The sequence below is a fragment of the Bacillus cereus group sp. BcHK124 genome, assembly GCF_027712065.1.
Classification (GTDB): Bacteria; Bacillota; Bacilli; order Bacillales; family Bacillaceae_G; genus Bacillus_A; species Bacillus_A pacificus.
Window position 1 is genome coordinate 55,834 of the sequence record NZ_JAQFPJ010000006.1, and the last position, 17,787, is coordinate 73,620.

A 17,787-nucleotide genomic window follows, 5' to 3' on the forward strand; every position below is an offset into this window, starting at 1 on the left:
TACTCGCCCCTTATATAAGCCTCAAATATTCATCAATATCTATAGAAATTTGTCTAAAAGCCTTACCCCAAAATTCATAGCTCGTTATATTTATTTCAAAATATTTTTTCATCAGTTCTTCCACTGGAGCTTTTCCTGTTTCTCGTAAAAACTCTTTATATTTCAAGTGAAAAATACTTTTCCTTTCTTTAGCTATTTCTAATAAACTAAAACTAGCTAAATACCCAAATGTGTATGGATAATTATAAAAAGGAACATCTGCTAAATAAAACTGAACATATTTCATCCAAACAAACGGCTGATATTCTGATAATGAATTTCCATATGCTTTTTCTTGCGCTACTATAGATAATTTTTCGATTTCATCAGCACTTAAAGGACTTTCTTTACATTTCTCGTAAAAGTTCTTCTCAAATTCGTACGATGCTCGAATTGCCATTACATAATTAAAACAGTTTCTTATTTTCCAGCTAAGCAATGACTTTTTCATATCTATACTATCTGTTGTTTGAATTAGATAATTTATAAGCACCGTTTCAAAGAAAATAGATGCTGATTCAGCTGTACTCATTGGCAAATAATCATCTAAAAAAGAAGAGGATTGTTCAAAACTCATATTATAAAAATGCCAAGCATGTCCTAGTTCGTGGGCAAGTACTCTTACACTATCGATACTTCCGTCGTAACGCATTGAGATTCGAGATTCTTTCTCACTGAAAAAAGGAGCACAAAATCCACCTGGTGGTTTATTCTCTCTCAGCTCTGCATCTACCCAACCACTTTCTATCGCATGACGTGCAAATTCTGCTAATTCTTCATCTATATTTTTTAATGCATCGTATATGTTTTGTACTGCTACCGAAAAAGGAATAATTACCTCATTATTTTCCTTTACTGTCATAAGTTCATGCCATGTAATCGAAGCTCTACCTTTCTTATACACATTTAAAACACTTACTAATTTATCAAGATTTTCTTCAGTCGCATTCCATATTTGTAATAATACAGTTTCTGAAATGCCATTTGCATGAAAAGATTGAGTTAAAATATCTATGTCTTCTAATTCATTACTCTTTGTATTACGCAATCTTCCTATTTGATTTAATACAGTAGCAAAAATTTCTTTCTCCTTATGTAAAGCACATGTTAATGACTCGAATACTTCTAGCCTTTCCTTTTCATTATCACTATTCATTGCAACATGATTTGCTTGTCCAAATGATAATTGCTTATTATTGTGCTCTATTTCTATCCTATTCCTTAATTGTATGTACATATTTTCCCACGCACTTAGTTCATCTTTTATTAGCCTAGTACTATCGGTAATTTCCACCTCACTTTGCTGTATGACTTGCTGCACTTCACTTTTTAATTCCTTTACTTTCACAGTCAATCTAGTATTATCCGATGTAACACTTTCTTCAGCCGATCGACAGTACAAATAGTATTCTGCTTTTTCAATAGCTTGAATAAGTTTTGAAAGAATCACTATATCTTTTGTTACAAAAAATTGTTCTTTCAGCTTCAATATTGGAGATAGGATATCTTCATTCGAATACAATGAATCTAAATCCCACTTAGCAATTTCATGCATTTTATAGACGCCTCCCTTTTTTACAAATAGTTACAAATATTCCCCCTTCACAATTATATATGAAACGAAAAAAATTTAATATCTTTAAATATTTAGATTTCTATAATCTCATTCTTATTTATCTTCTGTTACGAAACCGCAAATAGCATAAACATATGAATGATACTACCAATGGAATAAGTATTACTCCCCCAATAAAAGGATAAACCACTATGCAACATGTAAAAGCTACTACAGAAAAAACTTTTCCTAACTTGTTTTTTATTAATTTCATTCCAGCCGCAGCACCGACTATATATGTAATAATTCCTAATGAGTTTGGTATTAATACGATGTTCTCTATACTAATTTGAAAAACGAAACTTATTAGTAAACCAATTATTGCAATACAACCTACCACTTTTACTGCATTTGTTGGGTTTTCTCTTTTTTCATTAATATGTGCTAAATAACGAGGTGCAATTTCTTCTTTCCCTAGTGAATAACCTAAGCGACCCATACTTGCAATAAATGCATTTGTCGTCCCTAAACAAATGATAAAAGCTAAAAATCCAATTACCCATGCAAATTGTTCACCTAAAGTTTGCTTGATTACAAGCACAAGAGCTGTAGTATTATCAGCATTGATATAATAAGATTTCGTTCCAATTACTGATAATGCAATACCTATATATAAAACTCCAATAATAACAATCGCAAATCCCGTAGATAAAATAATATTTCTTTTTCTAGGTGTTTTAAATTCTGGAGCTAAACTTGCAATAGCTTCCCAGCCGAAAAAAGACCAAAAAATTAATAATGATGCCTCTAAAATTGGATTTATTTCTTGCATAGAAATATGTACATTTATATTCTTCATTTCAATATAAGATAGCGAACTAATAATAGTTACGATTAAAATAAAGAAAGTTAATACACCAATACATACTTGAAACCACCCACTCATTTTTAACCCATATAAATTGAAAACAATTGAAGTACTTAAAATAATAAGCGCTATAACGTAAGAAAAATATGATGATAAATCAAACACTCTCACTATATACATTCCACCAGTCATTGAGACTACGATTTGCCCAACACTACCTGCAATAAAAAAACACCATCCTATAATAGCACCTATCTTTTTACCGAAAGCTTTTTCTGCAAAAGTAGCTATTCCACCAGCACTTGGATGCTCTATCGATAAAAATGCGAATGTGAATGCAAGTGGAATACTAAGTAATATCATAACAAGCCAAGAAACAATTGCATTCCCCTCTGCTACACTCGCTGTCATACCAGGTAATATAAGAATTCCTGATCCTAGAACCGCTCCGACGTATAAGGCTGTTCCCTTTTTAATAGAAATTGTTTCACCAAAATGATTAGACATTACATGCACCTCCATTTATATTTTAATTATAGAAAGTTATCATTCTATTCAATATACAAAAGTGCATGTAATTTAACATTAGATTTTATATTATGTATTTATTTCGGAAATTTAATTTCAATTTTGCAAAGGAGCATAATTCATGGATGAAATTGACAAGAAAATTACGTTATTACTACAAGAAGATGCGAGAATGACGATTACAGAAATGACTGAGCACTTACACCTCAGCCGTCCTAGTGTTACCGAAAGGCTAAAGAGATTACAAGATACTGGAATAATCGAGAAATATACTGCACGGATATCATTAGATGCAGTAGGAAAATCAATTCAAGCATTTTTAAGAATTGAAAATCTAAAGATTCCTTGCAAAAAATTTGAGGAGAAAATCTACGAAGAATATAGAATACTCGAATGTCATCGAGTAACAGGTGAAAGTAGCTATTATTTAAAGGTAGCGGTTCACTCTATGAAAGAATTAGAGGAATTAATTGATATCGTTATACCATTTGGAACAGTCAAAACTTCGATGATTTTATCTTCACCGATACCATATCGACCGATTATTACAGATTAATAAGAAAAAAGGATTGATCAAAAGATCAATCCTTTACTCGACTTCATTTAAGAAAAATAACGTTATAACACCCGGTCCTGTATGTGCTCCAATTGCTGCACCAATTGTATTTACGATAAATACTTCACAGCCCAATCTATCAGTAATTAATGCTTTTAATGCTTCAGCTGTTTCTAAGTCATCACCATGAGTCATTGCGATTGTTTGACCTTTAAGTTCCTTTCCGCGCTCTTCCATTATATCGACAATTCGGCCAAGTACTTTCTTTTTCCCTCGGACTTTTTCAAGTGGTACAAGCTTTCCTTCTTCCACGTTTAAGATTGGCTTAATGTTTAGTAAACCACCGATAAATCCTGCGACTTTACTTAAACGTCCACCTCTCACTAAGTACTGTAAGTCAGCTACAGTGAAGATATGTTCCATATGGTTCATTAGAAAATCAACACGTTTTAAAATATCTTCTTTTGATGCACCGTCTTTCGCCATTTTAGCAGCTTCTAATACGACAAGCCCTTGACCGAGCGAAGCACATTTCGTATCAATAATTTCTAAATCCAAGTTAGCATATGTTTCTTTTACTTCCTCTTTAATGAGAACTGATGATTGATATGTACCAGACAGTTCAGATGAAAAAGCTAAATATATACAAGGATTACCTTCTTTTGCATAAGAAACAAATTTTTCCTGGAAAGTTTCAAGTGAAGGCAATGACGTTCTATAAACAGCGCCTTCTCTCATATTTTGCAATAATGTAACTGACTCTAATGTAACTCCATCTAAATACTCTGTTTCTGCTTCATCATAAACACGGAGTGGAATTAAATCAATATCATATGCTTGCAGCAATTCTACCGGTAAATCCGCTGCACTATCCGTAATGATTTTAACACCCATTTTTAAACCTCTATTCTGTTATAAATATAAAAAATATAAAATAAAAATAGTACTTTTAAATTATATACGTAAAACTTAAATGAAGAAAGGAAAACACTTTATATTGTATGCACTATTCTTCAAAACTTGAACTGATAATAAAAATCATGCCATTATAATCACTTTTTTCCTGATATTATATTCTATATAATAAGAAAATTACATTTTTTATAAAGGGGAGATATAAATGAGTATTCAAATGGCTACATCTAATGATTTAGAATGGATTAATAATCAATATGACTCAATAGGATTTGTACGAAGTGATTTAAAAAGAGATAAAGTTGCAATTATTACATACAACAATGAGTATGCAGGTATTGGACGATTAGTCCAAATAGATGAAGATACTTTAGAAATGGGTGGAATTTATATTCTTCCTCAATTTAGAGGGCTACAATTAGCTGGGGATCTTGTTTCATTTTTAGTAGAAACTGCGAAGAAATTACAAGTTCCAAATGTATATTGTCTTCCTTTTGAGGAATTAGAAAACTTTTATAAGAAATATGGCTATACTGAGGTCGATACTACGAAAGAAGTTGTTCATCCAATTATTCTACAAAAATATAATTGGTGTTTGGATCATTATGAAAAGCATGTTTTATTATTTAAGTTGTAAAGGTACCTAAAGTGAGTATATATAAATATTAATTATACTTTTCCACATAGATAATAACCCTACTTTATTTGGTCTACATCAGCTTCTACAAGATATACTATTACTACTTACGCTATCTTTTTCCTTAACCTTACTTTTGTATAAAAGATTAGTTTGTTTAAAATTACCTTAAATCGTATTTAAATAAACTAATCGAAACGCGAATTCCTATATAATACAATTAAGTAATTAAAAGGAGCGTTATTTATGATAGATGTAGTAAGACTCGTTATCTTTACTGTAGTTGCAATTGGTGCCATTATTAACATATACATAGAATTAAAAAAACCTAAAAAAAGTATATTCTCAATCGTTTTTTTATCAGTACTCTTAATTGGATCCTCAGGGTTAATTAAAAATATTTTATCTCAACTTTTATAATAGATTGATTAAAAATCAACCTCCCGTCAATAATGTAAGTAACATGATTGTATCTCTCCATTCCCCCTTTGGAGAGGAGCAGTTAGCTTTTGCTAACTGCTCTTTTATTTGAAAATACGATTTCATCTATTATCCACAAAATAAGTATCATACGCCTTATCAAAAACATATCCTAGTTTTTCAGCTAGTTTTGCAGATGTAGTATTCGCTGCATCCCAGTTTGGGTATATCTCTTTTTCTAAACAGTCCAAGATTAGTGCTGCACTAACTATAGTCGCTAACCCTTTTCTTCTATGATTGTAATTAGTCGCTACTTCAATTTCAATCCCGCTATCATAAATGCTATATGATGATGCACCGCATACAACTTCTCCTTTATACAAAACACAATATCTTATACCTCGGTTTATATAATCTTCAACTGATTGAAATTGACTTGTAAAATCTTCAGAGACTTTATGTAATGTAGAGTTATTTACAATATGTTCATCTATTTTTCTTAACTCGTATCCTTTTGGAAACATCGATAATTTCTTTTCGGCTCACAACCCACTTACACCCCATCCCTTCTCTATATGTTTTATCTCATACACATAATATGAGCGAGATATGAGAAAAGCTTGGATAATATAACTTTAACGTAGGAATATAGCTACCTACTCATCTCATTAATAATGAAATTACGCCAATAATGAGTAATAACGCATAAATTTCCCTATAAATACATATAACGATTTCATCTTTCATAAAAAAAACGTTATAATGAAGTGTAGCCTCTACGATTACGTTATAAAGGAGATTAAAACAATGGCTAAAATTAAAGTATACCAAGCAAAAGAAGAAAATATGGAAGCAGTAAAAAACATCATTGATGTTGAAGAACAAAATCCAACTGCTGAAAACTTACAAAATCTATACGCATGTGTATTAGATACTGAAGATATGGCATTGCCTGAATCATACATTGAAGAAGATATTTTAATTGATTCTATTGAAGTTATGGTTAACGCTTCTCAAAGCAAAATAAGAGACCTAGGTGCTTACGATGTAATCGAAGTTCAAAACAAAGGTAAGAAAACACAAATTTTATTATTAGCAGACGAAGAATACGAAATCATCGAAGGCTAATCTAAAACCGTACATACGAAAAAGCTCCTTTCCAATTGGAAGGGAGCTTTTTCATTACGCTTTAGATGTTTCGCTCTTTTTATTCTTTTGTTGTTTTTTAATTACCATGCGCTCATTTCCCATAAAGAAAATAAATATGAATGCTAAACCAGCTGGTACCAATGCCCACATAAATGTTTGGACAATTGAGCTAGAAAGAGCATCAATAATTTTATCTAATATTTGCGGTGGAATTTGAGATCTTGCCGATTCTGATAAAATAGCTCTTGAATCTCCTAAAGCGTTTGTATTCATTCCTCCGCTCATACCCTTAAATGCTTCTTCTAATTGATCTTGGAAACCTGTTCTTTGGATCATTCCGAAGATTGTAATACCAAGCGTCATGCCTAATGAACGAATAAAGTTACTCGTTGAAGTCGCAGACCCTCGCTGTTCCATACCAAAGTTGTGGATAGCCGCCATACTTAGTACAGAGAATGAGAAACCAACTCCAAATCCAATAATAATCATATACACTGTTAATAATACACGACTTGTTTCTGGCGTTAATGTGCTTAATAAGAATAGTCCAATTAGCATAATAACAGCAGAAATAATCATAATGTTTCTGTAGCTAAGCTTCGTCGTTAAAAATCCACCTAATTGCGCTGTTACAACTGATCCTAACATCATCGGTAATAGTAGTAATCCTGAGTTTGTTGCGGTACCACCGTATACACCTTGAATGAATAACGGTATGTACACAGTTGCTGACATAAACGCAGCACCGTAACATAATGCAATAATTGTACTCATTCCGAATAAGCGCTGCTTAAACATCTCAAATGATATGATCGGCTCTTCTACTTTTCGTTCAATAAAAATAAATGTAACAATTAAAATAGCGAATGCACCAAATAAACTTAAAATAAAGCTAGAATCCCAGTCATATTTTTGTCCGCCAAGCTCTAAAGCAAACATTAAACAAACTACTGCACCAACTAAAGTAATTGCACCAAACCAGTCAATTTTTTGCTTTCTATGAACTCGTGACTCTTTATAAAAGAATGTAATAAAAATAAGTGCTAAAATGCCAAGCGGTAAGTTAATGTAAAATACCCAGTGCCAGCTAATATAATCTGTAATATACGCGCCAAGCAACGGTCCAAAAATACTCGATAAACCAAATACTGCTCCGAATAAACCGCCCATTTTCCCGCGCTTTTCAGGAGGAAAAATATCAAAAACGATAGTAAACGCGATCGGCACTAATGCCCCGCCGCCAATACCTTGAATGGCACGATAAATACCTAACTGTGTAATATTTTCAGCAGTACCACAAAGTGCCGAACCAATCATAAAAACGATTAAACCAAAAATAAAGAATCTCTTTCTACCATACATATCTGATAGTTTACCGAATATCGGCATGCCTGCCATTTCTGCGACCATATAGGCAGAAACGACCCATACAAAGTTTTCAAGACCTCCTAAGTCACCAACAATCGTTCCCATCGCTGTTACGACAATGGTATTATCCATTGATGCCATTAAAATACCTAGCAATAAACCCGCCACAACAAAGCCGAGCTTATTATTCTTCTCAACCATAACCCTGCTCTCCCTCGTACTACTTATATTTGTTTATGTTCTTTAACGACTGCATTACCCTTTTGATTAAAACTAGTATGATATTCTACAACACTAATTTCACACCCAGGGCCAATTGTAACGTTGTTTCCTCTCACTACTTCAGCAATCGTATGTTCTAAATAAATATCATCTCCTTCCACAATTGAAGTTTGGAGGTTTCCAACATGACTAATAAAAGGAAAAAATCTCGCTTTTTTACGAATCGTAATGTTTTTACCACCAATTTCTCTTACCTTACTTCCTTCATAACGAAGTGAGATTTGAATATTTTCAGCATTAAGTAATCCATCACTTTCAAGACCACCAGTTAATGATAAATCTTCTACTTCAATATTTCCCCTAACATTTAAAGCACCTTTTACATCGACAAAATCACCTGAAAACTTCCCCGCAATATCTATCATACCTCTAACTTTTGTTTTTTCAATATGTGCATCACCATGAATTTGTGTATTACCGTATACTTTTACATATTCTGCATCTACATTTCCTTGTACTTCACTATCTCCATACACAACATAATTTTTCACTTTCATATTACCCCGTACATCACTCGTGCCGTACGTTTTAAATTCATTACAGCTCATATCATTAGAAATCGTTCCTTCACCGCGAATCTTCACTTTATTATAATCTCCGCCTGCTGAATTACCGGAACCATTTACTGTGAGACTATGTGGATGTTCCATATTGCTTTCTCCCTCCCATTAAACCTGCTTAATTTCTTTTACATTTGCGCTTTTATCAACAGTTAGAACACCTGTATATTCAATGAGTTCAATCTCACAGTTCGGTCCTACTGTAATATTGTTTCCTCTTACCGTTCTTATGTGAGCATAATCAATATCAATATTGTCACCTTCTAATAGTTCAGCTTCTAACTGCAAGCCAAATACTGTTTTAAATAGCCTACTTAATGTACCTGATCTATGTCTTACTTTAATCGTTTGACCACCAATTTCTTTCGCGCGACATGTACCGTGAATATTAATATTTATTTCATCAGCACTTAATAATCCGCCAATTGTAAATTGTCCTTCTGAAGAAAAAGTATCCACTTCACAATTACCGTCAATTGTTGCTTGACCATTGACTTTAAATTCTTCACCTGTGACATTTCCGCCTATCATACCTTTTCCTGCAATTTTCAAACTGTTTGCCTTTACATTTTGCGTAATTGTAGCTTTTCCATCAATTCGCATCGTTTCAGCATGAACTGTGCCATCGACTTTACCAGATCCGCTAATTCGTGCACTGTTACTTTTCAAATCGCCAGTAACTGCTCCGTAACCGTTACATTCAAATTGCTCACATTCGACATTTCCATTCACAGTTCCTTTTCCGTTTAATTGCACTTTATGAAACTCACCGCCATTCGATGAACCGTAACCATTTATAATCAAATTATCTGTACGCATACTTACTCCTCCATTACAACAATTTAGTTTTTAATGCTTCGGTATATTTCATAATCGCTTCGCGTAAAACGATTTTGGTGCCTTTTTCAAAAATTAAGTCGTCCACGTTTGAAACTAATAAACATGTAGAAATCCCTAACTTTCGAATAATGATTAAGTCACACGTTTTATGTTTCATTGCTTCATAATTTTCACGTAAAACTTGCAAGACCATTTTTCCTTCTTCTAAACTAATCTCTCCCGATTGTAGTAATTCTTCTAACATGTACACATAAAGAATATCTACAAATTGAAACTCCGCTGTTTTATTCGTTTGTTCTATGAAAAATTGTAAAACTGGTTCTGATGCAATCCCCTTACGTAAAATGTCTTCCTTCGTTAAAAGAATTTCCCTCACACTCGGCGAAAACATATTTGCTAGTTCATCAAGTGATAGATCCTCTTTCATCGTTTGAATTTTATCAATACGCTCTAATATCTTTTCTTTCGGAAAAAATGTTTCCTGACCCGTGAATGTAGACTTTCGTACAAACCAATCTTCCGGTATTAAATTTTTTCTTTTCCACCTATATAATTGTCCGTATGAAATACCAGTAAGTTCTAATAAATCTTTTTTTGAAATTAAATCTGTACTCAACTGTATAACACTCCTTCCTGATAACAATGTAACATAACACTGTTACGCTGTAAATAGACTTTTATCACAAGTAGCGTAACAATGTGTAAAACAACCCTATTTTACATACAAAAAGGCCCTTACACATCTCATAAAAAATGCATAAGAACCTTTATCTATCAAGGTTTAAACCATATTCTATAAAAATCAATCCACCCTTGTGAATTAATCATTATATTTTGTACTTTTTCATGAGAAGTTACTTGTTGTTTGTTACGGTATAAAGGAATTATATGAATGTGACGTAACAAAGTATCTTCAATTTCGCGTAACAGTGTAACTCTTTTCTCTACTTGTTCTTGTTTAAAATAAGGGGACAATGATTTATGAAAATCTACGCTGCTTTGCCCATGAATAAAACTGTTTTTTGTAAGAAACATATATAGCAAACTATCTTCTATTCGTTCGCTAATTGTTGCGCTATCATGCATTATATCAGCCTTTTGTATCGTACTTATTTCTAAAAGATCTTCTATTTCAAGAAAATTAGTTTCTACACGAACCCCGTACTTCGCACACTCTTTTTGTATCCATTGTGCATCTTCAACGTGATCTCGTCCTGTAAATGTATAAAGTTGTAGCACTTCATTATGATACGTACTTCTCTTAATTAAACTTTCGATATCTTCCTCAATTTCTACTATGCTTTCATTTGCTAATATTAGTTTCTTTGCCACTTCTCCACGTTCTCCGCCGAGTTCTTGAACGATTTTATCGCCATGAATAATTTTATATAGCGCTTTCCGAAACAGTTCATCTTGCATTGGCCCTTCTTTTACAAGATTACACGTTACATATGTCACATTCGATTCAAGCCGTGAAAGTTCTTCATTGAGATTTTCTTTATCTTTATACTGCGCCTTTACTAACACGTCATAAGTATTTACATTTTGCTCCACATTCAATAGTTCAATTCGGTCAAGAAAAGGTCTTTCACGATAATATAAATCATGTACTTCTAATGCAAATAAATGTGTATTCTTCTCTCGTAATATAAAAGGACCTGTACCTATGAAGTTTCCTGCTTCATCTTCAATTACGATAGAACACTGTTCTGCGCTTAGCATATGTAAAAACATCCTATTTACCGTATGTAATTGAATTTCAACAACAAATTCATCCACTGCACGGAAACTTTCAACATGTTGTAACATCCATGCGTGTGGGTTGTTTTCAGCTTTCATAAATCGATTCAATGAATGTATAACATGATGTGCAGTGAGTCGTTTTCCATTATGAAGACGAACGCCTTTTCGTAAATAAAAAGTCCATACCTTTTCAGCATCATTATATTCCCATTGAAAAGCAAGCCTTGGTTCTATAGAATTTGTTTCTTCATTTACATATACGAGTGTATCAAAAAGATGTTTAACCATATGACATTCTGAGCGCATCGTAGCGTAAACCGGATCTAAAGCGATGTCCAGGTTCATTTGTACTTGCAAACGAAGTACATCTTTTCTTCCTTCAGATGTCCGTTCTATTTGATGACCAAATATAGAATCTACCCAAGCTTCATACTCTTTCTTTATTGATGGAAATTGTGAGCTGTAGCGTTCTACAAATGAGATTCCACTTTTCACATCTCCTTTTTTCGTTAATTCTTTTCCTCTTTCTAAAATTAGTGGAATGGGTTGCTTTTGAAATATTAATTTAGAACGATTCCCTCTCCCGCGACCTGGAAACCAAGTGATCCAATGTAACTCTTCTAATTTTTTTATAATTAATTTACTATTACGCTCTGTACAAAATAATGTTTCTGCTATCATTTGTACGGTTACTTCTAATCGTTCTCCTTCTCGTCTCCCTTTACCGTAGACACACCATAGTTCAATATATTGATCTAAAATAAACATCATACTCCCCCTAAAAGGTGAAAAATAACCCCTTTTATTTCTACCCTTTTTCTCTTTCTCCTTTCATCTTATCATTTCAATATAGAAAGGAGGAATTAATATTGACCAATCTCTTACTACGTTATAACAAACCAATTATTATAAGAATGTGCGGCGAATTATTAACCCGAACAACAGAATCCATGTTAGCCATCATTATGATTATTTACGTTGATAAAATGTTAAACGGTAATATCATAATAACTATGCTTATTTTCGGATTACAACCACTTTCAGACATTGTATTTACACTAATTGCTGGTGGAATTACTGATAAATATGGACGAAAGAAAATTATGTTACTAGGATTGTTACTACAAGGTGTTGCAATCGGTAGTTTCATTTTCGCTCAATCTGTTTTTATCTTTGCATTATTATACGTTATAAATGGTATTGGCCGTTCCTTATATATTCCCGCTCAACGTGCACAAATTGCTGATTTAACAAAACATGGGCAGCAAGCAGAAATCTTCTCACTTCTGCAAACGATGGGAGCAATAGGTACTCTAATCGGTCCTTTAATTGGTACTATTTTTTATAAGACTCACCCTGAATATGTATTTATTGTGCAAAGCATTACACTTATAGCATATGCAGTCGTTGTTTGGACGCAGCTTCCAGAAACTGCTCCGGCAATGACAACACCAACGCAAAAGCTTGAAGTATCATCTCCAAAGCAATTTGTACACAAACATTACGCCGTATTTGGACTAATGATCACTACAATTCCTATTAGCTTTTTTTATGCACAAACTGAAACAAATTATCTTATTTTCGTGAAACATACACTTCCGGATTTCGATCGCATACTCGTTTTTATTACAACATGCAAAGCTCTTATGGAAATCACTCTACAAGTTTTCCTTGTAAAATGGTCTGAACAATTTTCTATGGCGAAAATCATACTTATTGCTTACACCTGCTTTACGATAGCTGCAATTGGCTATGGATTTTCAGCAACAATCTTGTCATTATTTTTCACATTACTCTTTTTAGTCGTTGGAGAAAGTGTTGCTTTCAACCATTTACTTCGATTCGTTTCAGAAATCGCTCCTACAAATAAACGTGGATTGTATTTTTCAATTTACGGCTTACACTGGGATGTATCTCGAACGTGCGGTCCTGTTATCGGTGCGGTTTTATTAAGTAAACTAAACGGCAGTATGCTATTTTATATTTGTGCTTGTTTCTTAACAATTGGAGGCATTATTCAAGTTCTTTTTGTTCAAAATTTAGAGCGTAAGAAAAAAAGAAAAGATATTCAAAAAGATGTTTTAGAGCATCCCCATCATATTTTATAAAAGGAAGTTTCTTATTTACACAAAAAAGGATGTCACATGGTCATCGATTTCGACTTTTGTGACATCCTTTTTTATTATCCTACCCTGCCATTTTATTAATACTATCCTCAGGTGAAAATACCGAAATATGATTTACCTTACCAGTCGATTTTGGAATAATGAATTTTAACTCAAACTGATTGTTTACTTTATATACATATATTTTATCTTCACCATTTCCTTTAACTGAAGTTGGTTTTCCTAATGCTTTTTCTATTTCTTGTAATGTAATTGATTTTAGTTCTGCATGATAGGAGCGTACATCAAAAACTTGTGATCCTTTATTAAAACCGAAGGAAACATTTTTATTTGTATAGGTAGCGTACATTCCATTTCCTGCTTGTTCCGTTTTATCTGCTTTCCCCCACGCTTTTTCTATTTCTTCAATATCTCCTGTATGCGCTGCAAACGGAACATTAGGTACTTTTCCTTCTTTCGCTAATTCAAACAATTCTTTAACGTGGTTAATTGATTTTTGATTGATTATTGTATCTTTCGTGCTTGGATCTGGCTTTGCTTTTGTTGATCCTTCATTATTTGATTTTTCATCAGGCTCTTTCTTTTCTTCAGAAGTATTATTCTGTTCATTTTTACTATTTTCCGTTGTTGGATCTGTTTCCTTTTTTTCGTCCGTTCCTTTACATGCTACTAATGTAAAAATGCATGTAAAAGCGAGAAATAACATACCTATCTTTACATACACTCTCATACATTTCAGCCCCCTATCATAATCTGATTCATTTCGATAACCAATCCATTACATCTCTTTTCAAATTGTGTTTGTTCCAAAAAGTAAATACTTCACTCTCGCCCAATGCTTGTGCAACATATTCTACAAAAGCTGTTCCTAAAAAATAACCGAGTCGGTTGTACCCAAAATATTGTCCGCCAGATAACCGAAACCACTCTTTCTCTTTTTCAAACGTCCATCCTTCTATATAATCTTTCAAAAAACGTTTCTTTATTTGTTCTTCATTTTCTATTCAATATTGTAACCAACGTTCACCATCATCGTCATATGAGTAATACACTGATTCATTTAAACCTTTCACAATTTGCTTTGATACATATGTTGCAACACCTTCACGATACAAATTAACTGCCGCATCGGTCCACTCAGCTTTCTCCCAATCCATTCCATTATTTTGTAACATAACATTATGATATATATGCCCTATTTCGTGAGCAACAATAACACGAAGATGATTTACATCTGGAGATAATTTTTCTGCTGCAAAAAATATGTCACCAATGATTTCCCTTTCTACAAATGCATTAGAGCTAAAAGTTCCAACAAATAAATGAAACTGCATATTTACAACAAGATTATATTTATTATGATATTCATTCGTTATCTCTTGAATAATACTAGGTAATGTTTCTGCAATGATATGAATATCTTCTAGTTTCACGGGATATTGTTTAATGGCAGTAGAAAGACGTTCTCTCGTTTTAGGACAATGATACTTAAAGTATTCTTCAAATACCTCAGGATGTAAAATAAAGTATTGATTAAGAATTTCTAATTCTACATCTTCACTTTCCCATAATTTTAAAAAACTTGGAATTGTATTGTTTATCATTTTTCCATCTCCTTATATATCCCTTCTCGCCAATTACACTACAATCCTGCCTTAAATATAGAAAAAGCAACAAAGAAAGATGAGCTTTCTTTGTTGCTTTTTCTGTTTAATCAAACCATCTATCACCATCAGAAATCCATTTACCATTTTGTAAATCATAACATTCCTCATCGTCATGAAAACTAACGTAAGAGGGTAATGTAACATTCATACCACCAGCTTTATTCCAGCATGCCACAAACCATTCTACTATAGTCTTCGTTCCAATTTCAGATAACTTCTCATCATTTTTTTCGTAAAAATCCCAAAATTCATCAGATTCTTCATCACTGAATGTATAATATGTAATGTCATCCATTACATTATAGCTACCAGAAAAAATTCCTTTATCAGTCCCTTCATAAAAAACTTCATTCGCTTCTCCATCCATTGAAAACATAACGATAGACAATTCAAGTGAATGAACAAAAACAGTAAAATCTAATAAATCTATTTCTTTATAATAATTAAGCTGTGTTGTTACTTTTAACCTTTCGATCAAATCAGAGGATTTTGCTTCTAATCCTTTTATTAAAGAATTTTTATAGTTCTCAATCGTAAACAAATACTTCACTTCCTATTCATATCATATGTTTATCAAGATATATAAAAATTATAGCAAAGGTTTTGTATATTTTGCTTTAGAAAATAAAAAAAGCTGCCCAAAAAGGACAGCTTTTCATATGTATTTTTACACTTCGATTGACTTACCATCTTCAACAATATGATAAAGTAAGTGAGCTAAATGATGAATTGGACCATACTCTTCCTCTTCTTCATCAGTTTCACCTTGGAATTCAAGATCATTTAAGTATAGTGCTAAAAATTGATAGTATAGTTTTAAATCAAATCCGTAGCACGCAGTTGGCTCTTCATGATCTCCTTCATATTGTAGCATTAAGTATTGATCATTTCCTTCTGCATCTTCTGCGTCAAAGAATACGAAGAATCCAACGTTTGTATCTAAATCAAATAGATGACGAGTTCCTTTTTCTGTTGCTTTATTGAAGTCCTCTTCACTTAATTTATGTACTGTTGTCGCTTTAGCATTATCTTCTTGATGAAAATTTACTGTAAATGTTTTCAATGCTGACACCTCCTGATTGTATAATACTAGCATAACATATAAAAAGGACTGCTTACAAATGTAAACAGTCCTTACATTTATTTTCGCATTGCTCGCAATAAGAAACTTACGATGAAGATTAAAATAATCGCACCAATTAAAGCTGGAATAATTGCATATCCGCCGATTACTGGGCCGAAACTACCAAGTAATTTCCCACCAATCCAAGAACCAATAATACCAGCAATAATATTACCAATTACACCACCAGGTACATCCCTACCAGTAATTAAGCTAGCAAGCCACCCTAATATACCACCAACGATTAAAGACCAAATCATATGATAACCTCCTTTATATTTCACAAATCAAAATATAATTAGAAACAATTGCTTACCATTAGTTATGCTACATTTTTCATAAGTTATTCATACAGCTCAACCATTAAATTATTTCAAAATAACGAATAATTAGTTTTTGGATTAGTGGTGGAAACCCTTCATATTTCTCCTATTATGGGCAATCAGGCTTCAATATTGTACGCATAAACTCTTCTTTAAATGCAGGATAGTTAAAACCAACCGCAATTCTTTGTATTGGCCGATCATCAAACCTTGTTGGCTTAGCTATTTTTCTAAAGTCAGCCACACTTTGTCCTCTTGTTACGTCATTTGTCGTACTAATCCAAACTGCAGATTTTTTATATTCAAAAATATCATCATTTATAAATGAAATGAACGGAAGCAAATCGTGAATCGGGCTTCCAGCAATACCAGGGTATTCTTTTTTATAAAAATTCTCATAATAAAAATCAATCATTGGTTTAATAAGCTTTGCCTGCCCTGTTCCTTCTTTATTAATAACATCCACCATTTCAGGCGTAATTAGGGCCTGTTGCGTTACATTTAATGGATAAATAGTCGCATTCTTTGCGTACTTCATTACAATATTTGCAGCAATTGGATCTCCATAAAAATTTGCTTCTGATACAGGAGTAACGTTACCGGGAAATAAAAACGCACCGCCCATAATATAATACGAACATATTTTATCCATTACATTTGGATATATTAAAAATAATGTTGCCAATGTTGTTAATCGTCCTGTCGCTACGATAATAATATCTTCTGGACAAGGCTCAATTAATTTAATTAATTCACAAAAATTTTCCCGTTTACAAATCCTCATTTCAGGTGGAATAATGGGACCTAGGCCGTGCTCTCCATGAATTTCAGGAAAAAACAAAGGTTCTTCAGCTGTCATCGGTCTTGCTGCACCCTCAATGATCTTTATTTCTGTAGCATAGTATCTTTCTAAAAAATACACATTTTCCGTTACGATTTCTCGCGATACATTTCCATATTCAGCAACAATACCTATAATATCTAATTTACATGTTTTATTTGCATAAATTAACGCCACAGCATCGTCAATACCAAAGTCTCCAAAAAAGATGATTTTCTTATTAACTATCCTCACCCCTCTTCAGCAT

Annotated in this window: 18 protein-coding genes and 2 pseudogenes; 5 read left to right on the forward strand and 15 right to left on the reverse strand. The window is 32.8% G+C overall.

Translation table 11 applies throughout. The features are described from left to right. Positions 1–10: 10 nt before the first annotated feature. The gene (locus tag PDK19_RS11750; protein WP_000544308.1) at positions 11–1,594 is read right to left on the reverse strand and encodes a M3 family metallopeptidase; all 1,584 of its coding nucleotides are present in this window, start codon (positions 1,592–1,594) and stop codon (positions 11–13) included. A gap of 118 nt (positions 1,595–1,712) precedes the next feature. Further along, positions 1,713–2,969 (reverse strand): APC family permease, encoded by a 1,257-nt coding sequence (locus PDK19_RS11755; protein ID WP_074568084.1) that lies wholly within the window; start codon positions 2,967–2,969, stop codon positions 1,713–1,715. A gap of 142 nt (positions 2,970–3,111) precedes the next feature. On the opposite strand from PDK19_RS11755, the gene PDK19_RS11760 reads away from it, so the two are divergent. After that, positions 3,112–3,546 (forward strand): Lrp/AsnC family transcriptional regulator, encoded by a 435-nt coding sequence (locus tag PDK19_RS11760; RefSeq protein ID WP_000343327.1) that lies wholly within the window; start codon positions 3,112–3,114, stop codon positions 3,544–3,546. Positions 3,547–3,579: 33 nt separating this feature from the next. Here PDK19_RS11760 and PDK19_RS11765 read toward each other — a convergent pair whose 3' ends face one another. After that, positions 3,580–4,440 carry a DegV family protein gene (locus PDK19_RS11765; RefSeq protein WP_074615190.1) on the reverse strand — a complete coding sequence of 287 codons (861 nt, stop codon included), beginning with the start codon at positions 4,438–4,440 and terminating at the stop codon, positions 3,580–3,582. 226 nt (positions 4,441–4,666) lie between these two features. Between PDK19_RS11765 and PDK19_RS11770 the strand changes: the two genes are divergently transcribed. Together PDK19_RS11770 and PDK19_RS11775 are read left to right on the forward strand one after the other, a co-directional pair. After that, on the forward strand, positions 4,667–5,098 hold the full coding sequence (locus PDK19_RS11770; RefSeq protein WP_000027222.1) for a GNAT family N-acetyltransferase: 432 nt from the start codon (positions 4,667–4,669) through the stop codon (positions 5,096–5,098). Positions 5,099–5,344: 246 nt separating this feature from the next. Beyond that, positions 5,345–5,518 (forward strand): hypothetical protein, encoded by a 174-nt coding sequence (locus PDK19_RS11775; protein ID WP_046647385.1) that lies wholly within the window; start codon positions 5,345–5,347, stop codon positions 5,516–5,518. 122 nt (positions 5,519–5,640) lie between these two features. Here PDK19_RS11775 and PDK19_RS11780 read toward each other — a convergent pair. Further along, positions 5,641–6,048: pseudogene (locus tag PDK19_RS11780) on the reverse strand (GNAT family N-acetyltransferase); the annotation flags it as partial. Positions 6,049–6,325: 277 nt separating this feature from the next. On the opposite strand from PDK19_RS11780, the gene PDK19_RS11785 reads away from it, so the two are divergent. Further along, on the forward strand, positions 6,326–6,646 hold the full coding sequence (locus tag PDK19_RS11785; RefSeq protein WP_001062732.1) for a hypothetical protein: 321 nt from the start codon (positions 6,326–6,328) through the stop codon (positions 6,644–6,646). A 54-nt stretch (positions 6,647–6,700) separates the two neighbouring features. Here the strand turns inward: PDK19_RS11785 and PDK19_RS11790 are convergent, their stop codons facing one another. The 5 genes from PDK19_RS11790 to PDK19_RS11810 all read right to left on the reverse strand — a co-directional run bounded on the left by PDK19_RS11790 (position 6,701) and on the right by PDK19_RS11810 (position 12,228). After that, the gene (locus PDK19_RS11790) at positions 6,701–8,236 is read right to left on the reverse strand and encodes an MDR family MFS transporter (protein WP_074615083.1); all 1,536 of its coding nucleotides are present in this window, start codon (positions 8,234–8,236) and stop codon (positions 6,701–6,703) included. A gap of 23 nt (positions 8,237–8,259) precedes the next feature. Next, complete coding sequence (locus PDK19_RS11795; protein WP_000400895.1) at positions 8,260–8,967, reverse strand: hypothetical protein; 708 nt, start codon at positions 8,965–8,967, stop codon at positions 8,260–8,262. 18 nt (positions 8,968–8,985) lie between these two features. Beyond that, a complete protein-coding gene (locus PDK19_RS11800) occupies positions 8,986–9,696 on the reverse strand; it encodes a bactofilin family protein (RefSeq protein ID WP_270707157.1) in 711 nt (236 codons plus the stop codon). A gap of 13 nt (positions 9,697–9,709) precedes the next feature. Next, positions 9,710–10,333 carry a YhbD family protein gene (locus PDK19_RS11805; RefSeq protein WP_000102249.1) on the reverse strand — a complete coding sequence of 208 codons (624 nt, stop codon included), beginning with the start codon at positions 10,331–10,333 and terminating at the stop codon, positions 9,710–9,712. A gap of 158 nt (positions 10,334–10,491) precedes the next feature. Next, entirely contained in the window at positions 10,492–12,228 is a 1,737-nt protein-coding gene (locus tag PDK19_RS11810; protein WP_270707158.1) for an SgrR family transcriptional regulator, read from the reverse strand. A gap of 101 nt (positions 12,229–12,329) precedes the next feature. Here PDK19_RS11810 and PDK19_RS11815 point away from each other — a divergent pair, with 101 nt between their 5' ends. Next, entirely contained in the window at positions 12,330–13,568 is a 1,239-nt protein-coding gene (locus PDK19_RS11815; RefSeq protein WP_270707159.1) for an MDR family MFS transporter, read from the forward strand. 79 nt (positions 13,569–13,647) lie between these two features. Here the strand turns inward: PDK19_RS11815 and PDK19_RS11820 are convergent, their stop codons facing one another. The 6 genes and pseudogenes from PDK19_RS11820 to PDK19_RS11845 form a co-directional block, all read right to left on the reverse strand. Further along, positions 13,648–14,316, reverse strand: a complete 669-nt coding sequence (locus tag PDK19_RS11820; protein WP_001267137.1) for a YjgB family protein — start codon at positions 14,314–14,316, stop codon at positions 13,648–13,650. A gap of 28 nt (positions 14,317–14,344) precedes the next feature. Beyond that, positions 14,345–15,190 (reverse strand): annotated as a pseudogene (locus PDK19_RS11825) (aminopeptidase). A 106-nt stretch (positions 15,191–15,296) separates the two neighbouring features. Next, a complete protein-coding gene (locus PDK19_RS11830; protein ID WP_000494144.1) occupies positions 15,297–15,794 on the reverse strand; it encodes a hypothetical protein in 498 nt (165 codons plus the stop codon). A 126-nt stretch (positions 15,795–15,920) separates the two neighbouring features. After that, positions 15,921–16,316 (reverse strand): hypothetical protein, encoded by a 396-nt coding sequence (locus tag PDK19_RS11835; protein ID WP_000847587.1) that lies wholly within the window; start codon positions 16,314–16,316, stop codon positions 15,921–15,923. Positions 16,317–16,393: 77 nt separating this feature from the next. After that, a complete protein-coding gene (locus tag PDK19_RS11840; protein ID WP_000638307.1) occupies positions 16,394–16,636 on the reverse strand; it encodes a GlsB/YeaQ/YmgE family stress response membrane protein in 243 nt (80 codons plus the stop codon). A gap of 172 nt (positions 16,637–16,808) precedes the next feature. Next, complete coding sequence (locus PDK19_RS11845) at positions 16,809–17,774, reverse strand: nucleoside hydrolase (RefSeq protein WP_049113708.1); 966 nt, start codon at positions 17,772–17,774, stop codon at positions 16,809–16,811. Positions 17,775–17,787: the final 13 nt, after the last annotated feature.

What these genes read in the sequence shown, in the direction of transcription:
- PDK19_RS11750 (WP_000544308.1), bottom strand. Translation starts at nt 1,594, where the DNA reads ATGCATGAAATTGCTAAGTGGGATTTAGATTCATTGTATTCGAATGAA.
- PDK19_RS11755 (WP_074568084.1), bottom strand. Translation starts at nt 2,969, where the DNA reads ATGTCTAATCATTTTGGTGAAACAATTTCTATTAAAAAGGGAACAGCC.
- PDK19_RS11760 (WP_000343327.1), top strand. Translation starts at nt 3,112, where the DNA reads ATGGATGAAATTGACAAGAAAATTACGTTATTACTACAAGAAGATGCG.
- PDK19_RS11765 (WP_074615190.1), bottom strand. Translation starts at nt 4,440, where the DNA reads ATGGGTGTTAAAATCATTACGGATAGTGCAGCGGATTTACCGGTAGAA.
- PDK19_RS11770 (WP_000027222.1), top strand. Translation starts at nt 4,667, where the DNA reads ATGAGTATTCAAATGGCTACATCTAATGATTTAGAATGGATTAATAAT.
- PDK19_RS11775 (WP_046647385.1), top strand. Translation starts at nt 5,345, where the DNA reads ATGATAGATGTAGTAAGACTCGTTATCTTTACTGTAGTTGCAATTGGT.
- PDK19_RS11785 (WP_001062732.1), top strand. Translation starts at nt 6,326, where the DNA reads ATGGCTAAAATTAAAGTATACCAAGCAAAAGAAGAAAATATGGAAGCA.
- PDK19_RS11790 (WP_074615083.1), bottom strand. Translation starts at nt 8,236, where the DNA reads ATGGTTGAGAAGAATAATAAGCTCGGCTTTGTTGTGGCGGGTTTATTG.
- PDK19_RS11795 (WP_000400895.1), bottom strand. Translation starts at nt 8,967, where the DNA reads ATGGAACATCCACATAGTCTCACAGTAAATGGTTCCGGTAATTCAGCA.
- PDK19_RS11800 (WP_270707157.1), bottom strand. Translation starts at nt 9,696, where the DNA reads ATGCGTACAGATAATTTGATTATAAATGGTTACGGTTCATCGAATGGC.
- PDK19_RS11810 (WP_270707158.1), bottom strand. Translation starts at nt 12,228, where the DNA reads ATGTTTATTTTAGATCAATATATTGAACTATGGTGTGTCTACGGTAAA.
- PDK19_RS11820 (WP_001267137.1), bottom strand. Translation starts at nt 14,316, where the DNA reads ATGAGAGTGTATGTAAAGATAGGTATGTTATTTCTCGCTTTTACATGC.
- PDK19_RS11840 (WP_000638307.1), bottom strand. Translation starts at nt 16,636, where the DNA reads ATGATTTGGTCTTTAATCGTTGGTGGTATATTAGGGTGGCTTGCTAGC.